Origin of the sequence: Maribellus comscasis, assembly GCF_009762775.1 — a bacterium.
Lineage (GTDB): Bacteria > Bacteroidota > Bacteroidia > Bacteroidales > Prolixibacteraceae > Draconibacterium > Draconibacterium comscasis.
Genome location: NZ_CP046401.1, coordinates 6,799,260 through 6,811,066 on the forward strand (window position 1 = coordinate 6,799,260; position 11,807 = coordinate 6,811,066).

The window sequence follows — 11,807 nt, forward strand, 5'->3', positions numbered from 1 at the left end:
GCTATTTAAACTTTAAAATTGTAAATATTACCTGCGCTATGCGCCCCTTTGCGAGCCTGGGAGCAAAGCAAGAGATGCCCATGGTGCAACCTGGGCACCTCTTGACATGGCTTACCGCACAGACCTCCGCTGACGTTGGTTTCTGGCTATCAACAGCTGATTCAGATCTTTTGTGTTTTTATAAATGGCCGACATATCGACACTGTTCGTTAGGTCGGCCAATAACTGTTTGGTTGCTTTTTTACCAGCTGAATCATTATCCAGATAAAGACCAACTTTTGGATAATTTTGGGCCATCTTATGGATGCGGTTGATAAACGAAACAGAATTCAATACCAAAAAATCTGATTGGTGTGGTAAGCCAGGATAAAGCATTAGCAAACTAAAAAAATCAAACATGCCTTCGGTAACACTCAACAATTGTTTCCCTGTAGTGAAATAGGAAAAGTCTTTTGGTGCTGCAGCATTTTTATAATACGGATTTCGAAGTTCCCAGCCTCCCGAAACATTTTCCAAACCTAATGCGAAGTATCGTTTTTGATCAATGGAATAATGAATCTGGCTGGCAAAACAACTTGCAGTTTTTGCATCTATTTTTCTTTGCAACAAATATTTGATTAAAGCCGGGTGCCGAATGGGGAGGATCTTATCGATCTGGATTTCCGGTTCAGGTGCTAACTCAACCACATTATTCTGCTGTTGAAAGGAGAAAGATGGAATGTTTTTAACCAGAATCCTCAGAGCATCACTAACACTGCAGTTGTTATTCATTTCAATAACCAGGTCGATAATGTTTCCACCTTTGCCAATTCCATGATCGTACCAGCGGTTAAGAACTTTGGAAACCTTAAATGATGCGTCATTTTCCTTTCTAATCGGACTAAGGTACCAGGCTGAATGTTGGTTTTCTTTTACCGGTGAGTATCCGGATCTTTTCAGAAATTCTGTTATCGGAATTTCACGGGCTTTATCGCATTGTAGTTTGTTATTTTTCATCAGTAGTATTTCTGTTATTTTTTTGATGAATTGATGAGAGGATAGCTAACCTACTTTTCAATCAGTTGCTTATGTCTTATCAATTTCTCATCGTTTCATCATTTTGTTTTTTGTATTTTATTTCCTGTTCTCATCACTTTTTATTTTGATGAGACTTTGATGAGCAGTTAATCTTTTTATTTTCAACAGCATAGTTTACTCATTCATCAGTTCATCAAAATTTTCCAATAAAAATTCCTTTTTCACGGTGTAAAAGCGACCTGTATCGGTTTCTCTTGTTATTTCTCCCCGGTTCCAGATCGCAAACTTTTCGTAGGTCAGCGAATTGGATTTTGGAGTAAGCTTCCATTCCTTTTTCAGCAAGTGTCGGATTTGTGTGAGGTCAGTTTTTACCCTTGTTTGGTTGACGGCAAACATGGCATCCTGGGGACAAAACTCAACTTCATCCAAATCATACTTCTCCATTACCATAAATAAAATAAAGGCCAGTTCTTTCTCTACCCGGCTTCTGTTATGCCGGATAAGGTTTTGTAAAGCGCGGGTTCTGATTTGAGAAGGAGTAAACCACATCCGGGTAATCCGAGGAGCTGAAAGTTCCCTGTTATTTAAAAAGAAAAGAAAGGCAGGAATTTCCTTAACCAGTTTATCTAATAGGTCAGTATCTTCAGTTTCAAACTTTGAAATCTTTCGTACCCAAAAACGTTCTTCGGCAGCATCGATTTTTATGAAATTATCTTCGTTATTACTGCATAGAATAAACTTTCCAAAGAATTCTACCTCGATTTTGTCTTTCCCTTTGGCTTCCATTTTATTGTGGTTGGTAGTGCAGAGGTATTTAATCCGCTCGGTCAGTTCTTCTTTATTAAAAAGAACTTCATCAATACAGATCAGAAGCTTATTTGCCCAGTCTGAATTAAACTGGCTTCCAAAACTATCGTTTGTCAGGTAGGTAAGGTTGTTTTCAAAAATTGCTTTGAGCCATTTCAGAAATGTACTTTTCCCGGTTGACCTTTCTTTTGACACAAGGCAAAGAATCGGAAGGATATGCACCGGCTTTTGATAAAGCAACTGCAAATAATCCAATCCCAGTTCGTATTGATTCCCGAAAATGTGTTTTACAAAAAGTGTTGAAACCTCAATTGATCCTTTCTTTGGTTTGTTACTCAAAGGTGAGTATTTGTTGTAGAATCCTGAGCAGACTTGTTTGAAATTGATATGATTGGGAATGCAGGTAAAACCATCATATTTCGGAATATCCGCCACATAAGTTTTTCCAAAATCCTGTTTTATGGTATCGATGTTCCATGGCACAAGAATTTCGTTAAAATCTCCTGAAAGGGTAGGAGCTTTAACTTTTTTGAAATAGGAAGTTCCAATACGGATATACGGCATATCACTCATTTCAAAATGTATTTGTGGTTATGCTTTTCTGTTTCTTGATAATGAGTTGTTGAATTCTTCCTCCGCTTCCACTTCTTCTCTGGAAATACCCATTAGCCAGAGATCTATGTCCTTTTTATAAAAGAACTTTTGCCGGATGTTGGCATTAGTGCCGGTGGGGATCAGCTTTTTACTGAGCAGTTTGTAAATTTTGCTTTTGGATAGCCCGGTGTACTGAGCCAGTTCTTCAACATTAAAAACGGTTTTGTTCTCTGCGAGAAGGGTTTTGATTTGTTTTAATTCGTTCAGTACTTGTGTGGAAATAAATGCTTGATTTTCCATAGGTGACATATTTTTAATGATTAATGACGCTTGATGCGTGAAAATTTCATCAGCAAATATGTGACTGTATGTGGCAGTAAATCAAGAGGGTAATTTGAATTACGGGCAAATTACGGGAGAAATACCATCTATCGAAAAAGTATATTCTGAAATTCCTTTAGATTTTCTGAAAATTCTGTTTCACTTTCATTCACAAACTCTGAAAACCGCGAGTTCAAACTCGCCCTTTTTACTTCTGATCCGTTCAATGTAAAAGTCGATTCAATGAATTTAAAGAGTTGCTCTTTACGCTCTTTTTTGAAATTTCTGATTCCGCCATTAATAAGCAAGTGAAGAATGCGAAGCAGCTTTTTATAATCAGCTGCAGTCCGATTATCAGAAACCAATTTAAAATCGATTTTATTATTTATTTCAAGTCCATTTAATACCAGGTTTATATTTTCCCGATCCTTTTCCGTGAATCCAAGGAGTGGTAGATGGATTCCGTTCAGATTACTTTTCAAAAATTGGAAACAACCGGATGGTACCTGTTTTGATAATCTGCGAGCTTCATTCAATGATCCGATAAAAAGTAAAGTCAAGAAAAGTACTGTTATGCTTATGGCAGAGTAGAGGATAACATGGATAAATGAAAATCCCATGCCCCAGAGTCCGAATAACAGAATCAGAAGACAAACAAACAGGATAAAAAGGATCGTTGTATTGTGGTTGCGTAATAATCTAATATTGAAGATCCACCGGAGTTTCTGGTTGAATCGAAATATGATTACTCCTGATTTCTTGATTATTGTTTCCATATTGGCTCATCTGTTAACAGGTTCCGGTAATCATCAACATTATTTTATTTTTTCAATAGTATTGATAATTAATCGATTAAAAGTAAATAATCTATCAGGTGCAATCAAATGAAAATCCGTGTTGGCGTAGATTTTACGCTCATTTGGCTGTATTTGGCTTTCGAAATGTTGAATAACATAGAATGACTCTATGTATCTGGTAATTTTTAGTGGTTTTTATTGGGTGATTTTGTTGTACCTATGTTGTACCCGTACAAATAAAAAAGGAGCTAAGCTTTCGTCTAACTCCTTGGTTTTCAGTGGTCGGGATGACAAGATTTGAACTTGCGACCCCTCGCCCCCCAGACGAGTGCGCTACCAGGCTGCGCCACATCCCGATTTTGTGCCTGCAAAAATAGTTGTTGAATCCGTATCTGCAAAACTTTTTTTCATTGCAATTCAAAATAGTTGAAAATAAATCGAATTTGTCTATCATATCTTCGCAAATATCGATTGAACTTATTGTTATGAAATAAAGATGTTTTGTACTTTTGTTCGACAAAAAAATTACAGATATGTTTAAATCGCTTGATATTAACGAAAACGAAAAATCTAAAGTTACGTCCTCTGGTGATGCCGAGCGCGTAAAATGTTTGATTATTGGCTCAGGCCCGGCCGGATATACCGCTGCTATTTACGCTGCCCGTGCCAACCTTAGTCCGGTAATGTACGAAGGATTGCAACCCGGAGGACAACTTACAACTACTACAGAAGTAGAAAATTACCCCGGTTACCCCGAGGGAGTTACAGGTCCGGTTATGATGGAAGATTTTAAAAAACAGGCGCAACGTTTTGGCGCCGATGTGCGTTGGGGAATGGCAACAAAAGTTGATTTTTCCGGAGACATTCATAAAGTTTGGATTGACGAAAGCAAACTTATTGAAGCTGAATCGGTGATAATTGCTACTGGTGCAACTGCCAAGTATTTGGGATTGGAAGATGAAAAGAAATATGCAGGGGGAGGGGTATCTGCCTGTGCAACCTGCGATGGTTTCTTTTACCGAGGAAAAGATGTAGCCGTAGTGGGAGGCGGCGATACTGCAGCAGAAGAAGCCATGTATCTGGCTGGATTGTGTAACAAAGTGTACATGATCGTAAGAAGGGATGTTTTACGTGCTTCACGGGTGATGGCCGAGAGAGCAAAGAAAACGCCAAATATTGAAATTTTGTGGCAACATCAAACAAAAGGTTTATATGGCGGGAACGGTGTTGTGGAAGGAGCTAAATTGGTGAAAAATTTAGGGAAACCGGATGAAGAAGATGTTGATATTAAAATCGACGGATTTTTCCTCGCGATAGGGCACAAACCCAATTCCGATATTTTTAACGACTATTTGGAAACGGATAACGTCGGATATATCAATACAATTCCGGGGACTTCACAAACCAAAGTGCCTGGAGTATTTGCCTGTGGAGACGTTCAGGACTCTCATTACAGACAAGCAGTTACTGCAGCCGGTTCCGGTTGTATGGCTGCTATCGATGCCGAAAGATATCTTTCCGAAAAGAACGGATAAGAAAAAATACTTAAGATAAAAGAAAGCGGGGCAGGAGAGTCCTGCTTTTTTGCATAGGGATGTTCATAAGTATCAAAACCTATTGACAATAAATACGATAGGTTTTGTTATTTTTAAGAAAAACCCCGAAAAAGGCCTGAATCGCCAAAAATCGGGGTAATTTTCAAAATCCTTAATTGTGAAAGTACAAAGAATTTATGAAACGCCCCTTGAAATTAATTTTAATTCACCACGTCAGGAATTTTCTCTTTACTGGAAATCATTTTTAACATCTGAAATTGGTAAACTCTATGTCTCCTTACCCTGGGATGATTTAGTCCGGCATTTTAAAATCAAAGAAAATAAGAAAGGACCTTCCCGTTTTTTTAGTCCCGGGGGAATGATTGCATTGATGTTCCTTAAGTCTTATGTGGGGTGTTCAGACCGAAAACTAATTGAGCACTTAAACGGCAATATCCACTTTCAGCTTTTTTGTGACATCTGGCTACAAGGTGAAAGGCTTACCAATTATAAAATTGTCAGCCAGATACGTACTTTTTTGTCATCAAGGTTAGCTATTAGTGAAGCTCAAAAAATATTGGCAAAACATTGGAAACCCTTTATTGAACATCCCAACATTATGCTTACCGATGCAACATGTTACGAAACTTCGATGCGTTACCCAACCAATATAAAACTACTGTGGGAAAGTGTAGACTGGTGTTACGGTCAATTGAAATTAAGCTGTAAGTATTTAAAGATACGAACACCCCGAACCAAATATCTCAAGCAAAAAGAAAGGTATAGTCACTACAGCCGAAAGCGCAGGAAATCGAAAAAGCAGCGTAGAATACTTACCCGGAGCCTGCTGCACTTACTGGGGAAATTATTGTTTTTACTGGAAGAAACCCAGCAGAACTATCTTTATGAATTTACCATGCCAGCCAGATATTATCGCCAAATCAAAATAATTACCACGGTATTATCTCAACAACAAGAAATTTTTGATACAGGTAAAAGTGTACCCGACCGTATAGTCAGCCTTTCAAAAGCTTATATCCGGCCAATTGTACGAGGAAAAGAAGTTAAACCTGTTGAATTTGGAGCCAAGGTAAATATGATACAATTTGGAGGGATTAATTTTATCGAGCACATAAGCTTCAGCGCTTTTCATGAGGGGATAAGGCTTAAGCAATCTGTGCGTTACGGTCGCCAGCTGGTAGGTAAACCAACACACCTTTCGGGCGATGATATTTATGCCACCAATGCCAACCGCACCTGGTGCAGGAAAGAGAATATCATCCATGGGTTTAAACGAAAAGGAAGGGCAGGAAAACATGAACAGCACCGGAAAATACTTCATTCTGTACTTCGTAAAGAAAGAGCCACGCGAATGGAAGGAAGCTTTGGAACAGAAAAAGAACACTACGGCTTAAAGAAAATAAGGGCCATGACCCGGAAAAATGAAGAACTCTGGATTTTCTTTGGTGTACATACAGCAAATGCAGTTAGGATAGCCCGAAAAATGGCGCTCCAAAAACAAGCTGCCTAAAATCAAATCAATTTATTCAAAATCTTTAGGCAAATGGGAAAACTATGCCCAATTCCGGCCTTTTTTCGTCATAAAATCAATCGACACAAAAAAAAGAGATTCTTTTATCAAAATCGGGAAAAAATATCAAGGAGATTTTACCCGATTTTGTCCGAATACCTTTACTGCTGAAGGTGCCTGCATAAAAAAAGGAGTCAGCAAACTCCTTCTTTTTTATCTTATCCAAATGAATTAACTCTATTTGTCAACTTCTACTTTTGCAAGATTTTCACTTTTATATTCTCCTGCGATTAATTTTTTGTGTAAATCCTTGAACGCATTCAATGTGTATTCAACATCTTCTAATGTATGCATCGCAGTAGGAATTAAACGCAAAAGTATTTCACCTTTAGGAATAACCGGGTAAACTACCATTGAACAGAAAATTCCATAGTTTTCGCGTAAATCGTAAACCATGTTAGTTGCTTCAGCCTCTCCTCCCTTCATGTAAACCGGAGTAACCTGAGTATTTGTTTTTCCTAAGTCAAAACCTGCTTCTTTTAATCCTTTTTGCAGCGTATTAACAACGGTCCATAATCCTTCACGCAATTCCGGCATTGTACGAATCATATCCAAACGTTTTAATGCGCCTATAGTCATTGCCATTGGTAAAGATTTTGCGAAGGTTTGGGAACGCATATTATAACGGAGGATATAGCAAATATCTGTTTCACAAGCGATAAAACCACCAATGCCAGCCATTGCTTTCGCGAACGTTCCAAAATAAAGGTCAATACCGTCCTGAACGCCAAAATGTTCACCTGAGCCTGCGCCTGTCGGTCCCATAGTTCCAAAACCGTGCGCATCGTCAACAAATAAGCGGAAGTTAAATTCTTCTTTAAGCGCGACAATTTCGTCAAGTTTTCCAACTTGTCCGGTCATCCCGAAAACGCCTTCTGTAATTACCAGAATTCCACCACCGGTTTCTGCTGCTATTTTAGTTGCAAAACCCAACATTTTACGGCATTTATCGATGTTGTTATGCGAATACACAAAACTTTTTCCGCCTTTTGCTTTATGTAGAAAAACGCCATCCATAATACAGGCGTGTGATTCCGAATCGTACACAATAACATCTTTTCGGCTGGCCAGCACATCGATTGCAGAAACCATTCCCTGGTATCCATAGTTAAGCAAAAATGCATCAGGCTTACCAACAAATTCCGCCAGTTCACGCTCCAACTGTTCATGTTTCGTTGTTTGTCCCGACATCATACGGGCTCCCATCGGATAAGCCATTCCATACTGCGCTGCAGCTTCTGCATCGGCTTTTCTAACCTCAGGATGGTTGGCAAGACCAAGGTAGTTGTTTAAACTCCAGGTTAATACCTCTTTTCCCCGGAATTTCATTCTGGCTGAAATTTCTCCTTCAAGTTTAGGAAATGCAAAGTATCCATGGATCTGATCCATCCATTTTCCGATATCACCTTTGTTTGTCCTGAATTTTTCAAATATATCCACGATGTAAAATTTAGTGATTGTTTTAAGATGCAAATGTAAACTTTTTTAAAAATTTGGCAAATGTGTTAAATTATACTAATGGATATCTAAATATGAAGTTAAGAATAGTAAATTCGTCGCCATATTAAATAAAAAAAATGTATAAAACTCAAAATGAACCCGATACAATAAAATATTGTTAACAGAGTTAGGTTAAAAATAACCTTTCATATAGTTCGATGTATCTAAAAAAAGTATATTTTTGCGCCATGATTATGAAAATGAAAAATTTAGGATTAATATTTATTCTTGTTTTAGTGCTCTTTACTACCGGATGTGGTGATTACAACAAGATTTTAAAGAGTACCGATTATGAATTCAAATACAAAAAAGCTATTGAATATTACGAAGATGGTGAGTATGTTAGAGCAGGAACATTGCTGCAGGAACTGGTTAATATTTACCGGGGAACTTCACGTGCTGATAAAATCTATTATTATTACGCCAAAAGTATGATTGGGCAGAAAGACTACCTGATGGCAGGGCACTACTTTAAAACACTGATAAAGGAATTTCCGACCAGTGAATATGTTGAAGAGGCCCAGTTTATGGTTGGTTATTGTGCCTATTTGCTTTCTCCAAAACCACGTTTGGATCAATCGGTAACTGCAGAAGCTATTGACGCTATGCAGTTGTATATAAACCTTTATCCTTTTAGTGACAGGGTTGATGAAGCAAATCGTTTAATTGATGAGCTGCAAAACAAGCTGGTTTATAAATCGTATCTGAACGCAAAATTGTATTACGATTTTGAAAACTATAAGGCAGCTGTTGTTGCTTTGTCAAACAGTTTGAAAGATTATCCGGACAGCAGGTACCGGGAAGAACTGATGTACATGTTGTTGAAATCGAAATATTTACTTGCAGTAAGGAGTGTTGCCGACAAACAGGAAGAACGTTTATCCAGCGCGTTAGACGAATATTTTACCTTTGTCGATGAATTTCCGGAAAGTGAACATAAAAAAGAGGTAGATAAATTTTATGAAACTACCGCCGAAATGTTGAATTATAAAGAACAGTCAAATACAAATTAAAATGGATTATAAAAAAACAAAAGCAGCTCCGTCTACTATTTCCCGCGATCTTGAAGTATTAACTCAGGAAACCGGAAATATTTACGAAACGGTTATGATTCTGGCCAAGCGGGCCAACCAGATTTCATCGGAGTTGAAAGAGGAATTAAATCAAAAACTACAGGAATTTGCTTCATACACTGATAACCTGGAAGAGATTTTTGAAAACCGGGAGCAGATTGAAATTTCCAAATTTTACGAACGTCTTCCAAAGCCAACTTTAATAGCTTTTGAAGAATTGAAAGACGGTGAAATATATCATCGTAATCCGGCCAGGGAGAGCAAAAAAGGTATTTAAATATTCCGGCCTATGAGGCTTGAAGGAAAAAAAATAATATTGGGTATTACCGGGAGTATAGCTGCTTATAAAGCAGCTATACTTTTACGTTTACTGGTGAAAGAAGGGGCCGAGGTTCAAATCGTAATTACTTCTGCCGGAAAAGAATTTATCACTCCGGTTACGCTGTCTGCGCTTTCCGGCAAACCTGTTATAAGTGAATTTTTCGGGGCCAACGACGGAACCTGGCACAGCCATGTCGATCTTGGACTTTGGGCCGACCTGATGATTATTGCTCCTGCCACAGCCTCAACCATCGGAAAAATGGCTCATGGAATTGCCGATAATATGCTGGTAACAACATACATGTCGGCTAAATGCCCGGTTATGGTTGCCCCGGCAATGGATTTGGATATGTTTTCGCATCCCTCAAATCAAAAGAATCTTGCAACATTAAAAAGTTACGGAAACAACATTATTGAGCCCGGAGAAGGATTTTTGGCAAGCGGACTTGAAGGTAAGGGGCGCATGGAAGAACCGGAAAAAATCCTTGAACTCGTTGCGGCTTTTTTCAGCAGAAAAAAAAAACTGCTGAATAAAACCTTTTTGGTTACTGCCGGGCCTACTTTCGAAAAAATAGATCCTGTACGTTTTATCGGAAATTATTCTTCAGGGAAAATGGGATATGCCATTGCTGAAGAACTTGCCGGCAGTGGAGCCAAAGTAATTTTGGTTTCAGGTCCGGTAAACCTCGAGGTTGCAAACAGCAACATAAGTCTGGTGTCGGTTGAATCGGCTGAAGAAATGTATTTGGAATGCCAAAAATATTTCAGTGTCACTGACGGAGCGGTTATGTGTGCTGCTGTAGCCGATTTTACTCCTTTGCAACCTGAAATAACCAAGACCAAAAGAGGAAAAAATAATTGGAATCTGGAATTAAAACCAACTGCAGACATCGCATTGTCACTGGGCGAAGTCAAAAAAAAGAATCAAGTACTGGCTGGATTCGCATTGGAAACAAACAATGAATTGGAAAACGCATCACAAAAACTTCATAAAAAAAACCTGGATTTTATCGTTTTAAATTCCTTAAATGATCCGGGGGCGGGTTTCCAAACCGATACAAATAAAATTACGATTATTGATAAAGACAATAATCATCAGAATTTTGAGTTAAAAAGTAAAAAGGAAGTGGCAGTTGATATTGTAAACAAGATAATTGATACTTTGAAGAATTAGTTTTGTTGCATATTATTTTTTATATTTTCGTATTTCAACCGACAAGATTTTTATGAAAAAGTTAACGATTTTAATTTCCATATTTTTCTTCATTTTGAGTTCTGTGTCAGCACAAGAGTTACGCTGTAACGTTACTGTGTCATCCCAAAAGATAAAAGGTGCCAACAAAAACCTTTTCCGAACGATGCAGTCAGACCTTTATGAGTTTATGAACAACCGGAAATGGACAGAACATGTGTATTCTTACGATGAAAAGATAAAATGTAATATTCTGATACGACTGGATGAACAGATTGCAGCGGATGAATTTAGAGGCTCCATTCAGGTTCAGTTAACCCGGCCGGTTTATAATTCAAGCTACGAAACAACCATCTTAAATATCAAAGACAATGATTTTCATTGCAGGTATGTAGAATATCAGCCTCTTGAATTCAATGAAACGTCAAACCGCGACAACCTCACAAATATTCTGGCATATTATGCCTATGTTATTCTGGGCTTTGATTATGATACCTTTTCTCCGATGGGAGGAACACAGTATTTTGAAAAAGCGCAGGCAATTGTTAATAACTCGCAAAATGCTGCTATGAAAGGCTGGAAAGCATTTGAAAGCGAAAGAAACCGGTACTGGCTGGTTGAAAATATGCTAAATAATTCATACCAGGATTATCGCAATTGTTTATACCAATATCATCGACAGGGATTGGATTTAATGTCAGAGCGGCCTGACGACGGTCGTTCAACAATTGCTAACGCACTCCGCGATATCCAGAAAGTATTCAGACGTCGGCCCAATACTTATATTGTACAGGCATTTTTTGATGCAAAAGCCGACGAGCTGGTCAATATTTTTTCCAAATCATATCCCGACGAACGAAACAGGGTAATGGCAATTTTAACAGAAGTTGACCCGGCTAACGGCAACAAATACGAGAAAATTGCTGAAAACGAGGGATTCTAGGTTTTATCTGTACCTGCAAATCTTTTTTCAACTGCATTCGCAAAAATATTTATTAACGGTAATTTAATTACTGTTGATTGATTTTTGGTATTTTTAGGGCATATTCGGCAATGTAA

Annotated in this window: 11 protein-coding genes and 1 tRNA gene; 6 read left to right on the plus strand and 6 right to left on the minus strand. The window is 38.1% G+C overall.

Going from position 1 to position 11,807, the window contains the following annotated elements; genetic code table 11:
- Positions 1–111: 111 nt before the first annotated feature.
- The 5 genes from GM418_RS27320 to GM418_RS27340 form a co-directional block, all read right to left on the minus strand.
- Positions 112–996 (minus strand): toprim domain-containing protein, encoded by an 885-nt coding sequence (locus tag GM418_RS27320; RefSeq protein ID WP_158870905.1) that lies wholly within the window; start codon positions 994–996, stop codon positions 112–114.
- 195 nt (positions 997–1,191) lie between these two features.
- The gene (locus GM418_RS27325) at positions 1,192–2,397 is read right to left on the minus strand and encodes a primase-helicase family protein (protein WP_158870907.1); all 1,206 of its coding nucleotides are present in this window, start codon (positions 2,395–2,397) and stop codon (positions 1,192–1,194) included.
- Between the two features lie 18 nt (positions 2,398–2,415).
- Positions 2,416–2,718: a helix-turn-helix transcriptional regulator gene (locus GM418_RS27330; protein ID WP_158870909.1), complete on the minus strand. Its 303-nt coding sequence runs from the start codon at positions 2,716–2,718 to the stop codon at positions 2,416–2,418.
- 128 nt (positions 2,719–2,846) lie between these two features.
- The gene (locus tag GM418_RS27335; RefSeq protein WP_158870911.1) at positions 2,847–3,515 is read right to left on the minus strand and encodes a hypothetical protein; all 669 of its coding nucleotides are present in this window, start codon (positions 3,513–3,515) and stop codon (positions 2,847–2,849) included.
- 300 nt (positions 3,516–3,815) lie between these two features.
- Positions 3,816–3,892, minus strand: a tRNA-Pro gene (locus GM418_RS27340).
- Between the two features lie 177 nt (positions 3,893–4,069).
- Here GM418_RS27340 and trxB point away from each other — a divergent pair.
- Together trxB and GM418_RS27350 are read left to right on the plus strand one after the other, a co-directional pair.
- On the plus strand, positions 4,070–5,071 hold the full coding sequence (gene trxB, locus GM418_RS27345) for a thioredoxin-disulfide reductase (RefSeq protein WP_158870913.1): 1,002 nt from the start codon (positions 4,070–4,072) through the stop codon (positions 5,069–5,071).
- 178 nt (positions 5,072–5,249) lie between these two features.
- Entirely contained in the window at positions 5,250–6,602 is a 1,353-nt protein-coding gene (locus GM418_RS27350) for a transposase (RefSeq protein ID WP_217447505.1), read from the plus strand.
- Between the two features lie 237 nt (positions 6,603–6,839).
- Here GM418_RS27350 and GM418_RS27355 read toward each other — a convergent pair whose 3' ends face one another.
- On the minus strand, positions 6,840–8,102 hold the full coding sequence (locus tag GM418_RS27355) for an aminotransferase class I/II-fold pyridoxal phosphate-dependent enzyme (protein ID WP_158870915.1): 1,263 nt from the start codon (positions 8,100–8,102) through the stop codon (positions 6,840–6,842).
- A 260-nt stretch (positions 8,103–8,362) separates the two neighbouring features.
- On the opposite strand from GM418_RS27355, the gene GM418_RS27360 reads away from it, so the two are divergent.
- Genes GM418_RS27360 through porD form a run of 4 tightly spaced genes read left to right on the plus strand, consistent with a single transcriptional unit; the run spans position 8,363 to position 11,691 of the window.
- Positions 8,363–9,175 carry an outer membrane protein assembly factor BamD gene (locus tag GM418_RS27360; RefSeq protein WP_158870917.1) on the plus strand — a complete coding sequence of 271 codons (813 nt, stop codon included), beginning with the start codon at positions 8,363–8,365 and terminating at the stop codon, positions 9,173–9,175.
- Between the two features lies 1 nt (position 9,176).
- The gene (locus tag GM418_RS27365) at positions 9,177–9,512 is read left to right on the plus strand and encodes a DNA-directed RNA polymerase subunit omega (RefSeq protein WP_158870919.1); all 336 of its coding nucleotides are present in this window, start codon (positions 9,177–9,179) and stop codon (positions 9,510–9,512) included.
- A 12-nt stretch (positions 9,513–9,524) separates the two neighbouring features.
- Positions 9,525–10,730, plus strand: a complete 1,206-nt coding sequence (coaBC, locus tag GM418_RS27370; protein WP_158870921.1) for a bifunctional phosphopantothenoylcysteine decarboxylase/phosphopantothenate--cysteine ligase CoaBC — start codon at positions 9,525–9,527, stop codon at positions 10,728–10,730.
- Between the two features lie 52 nt (positions 10,731–10,782).
- Positions 10,783–11,691 (plus strand): type IX secretion system protein PorD, encoded by a 909-nt coding sequence (gene porD, locus GM418_RS27375; RefSeq protein WP_158870923.1) that lies wholly within the window; start codon positions 10,783–10,785, stop codon positions 11,689–11,691.
- Positions 11,692–11,807 lie beyond the last annotated feature (116 nt).

Excerpts from the sequence above, each read along its gene's own strand:
- GM418_RS27320 (WP_158870905.1), bottom strand. The coding sequence starts at position 996 with ATGAAAAATAACAAACTACAATGCGATAAAGCCCGTGAAATTCCGATA.
- GM418_RS27325 (WP_158870907.1), bottom strand. The coding sequence starts at position 2,397 with ATGAGTGATATGCCGTATATCCGTATTGGAACTTCCTATTTCAAAAAA.
- GM418_RS27330 (WP_158870909.1), bottom strand. The coding sequence starts at position 2,718 with ATGGAAAATCAAGCATTTATTTCCACACAAGTACTGAACGAATTAAAA.
- GM418_RS27335 (WP_158870911.1), bottom strand. The coding sequence starts at position 3,515 with ATGGAAACAATAATCAAGAAATCAGGAGTAATCATATTTCGATTCAAC.
- trxB (WP_158870913.1), top strand. The coding sequence starts at position 4,070 with ATGTTTAAATCGCTTGATATTAACGAAAACGAAAAATCTAAAGTTACG.
- GM418_RS27360 (WP_158870917.1), top strand. The coding sequence starts at position 8,363 with ATGAAAAATTTAGGATTAATATTTATTCTTGTTTTAGTGCTCTTTACT.
- GM418_RS27365 (WP_158870919.1), top strand. The coding sequence starts at position 9,177 with ATGGATTATAAAAAAACAAAAGCAGCTCCGTCTACTATTTCCCGCGAT.
- coaBC (WP_158870921.1), top strand. The coding sequence starts at position 9,525 with ATGAGGCTTGAAGGAAAAAAAATAATATTGGGTATTACCGGGAGTATA.
- porD (WP_158870923.1), top strand. The coding sequence starts at position 10,783 with ATGAAAAAGTTAACGATTTTAATTTCCATATTTTTCTTCATTTTGAGT.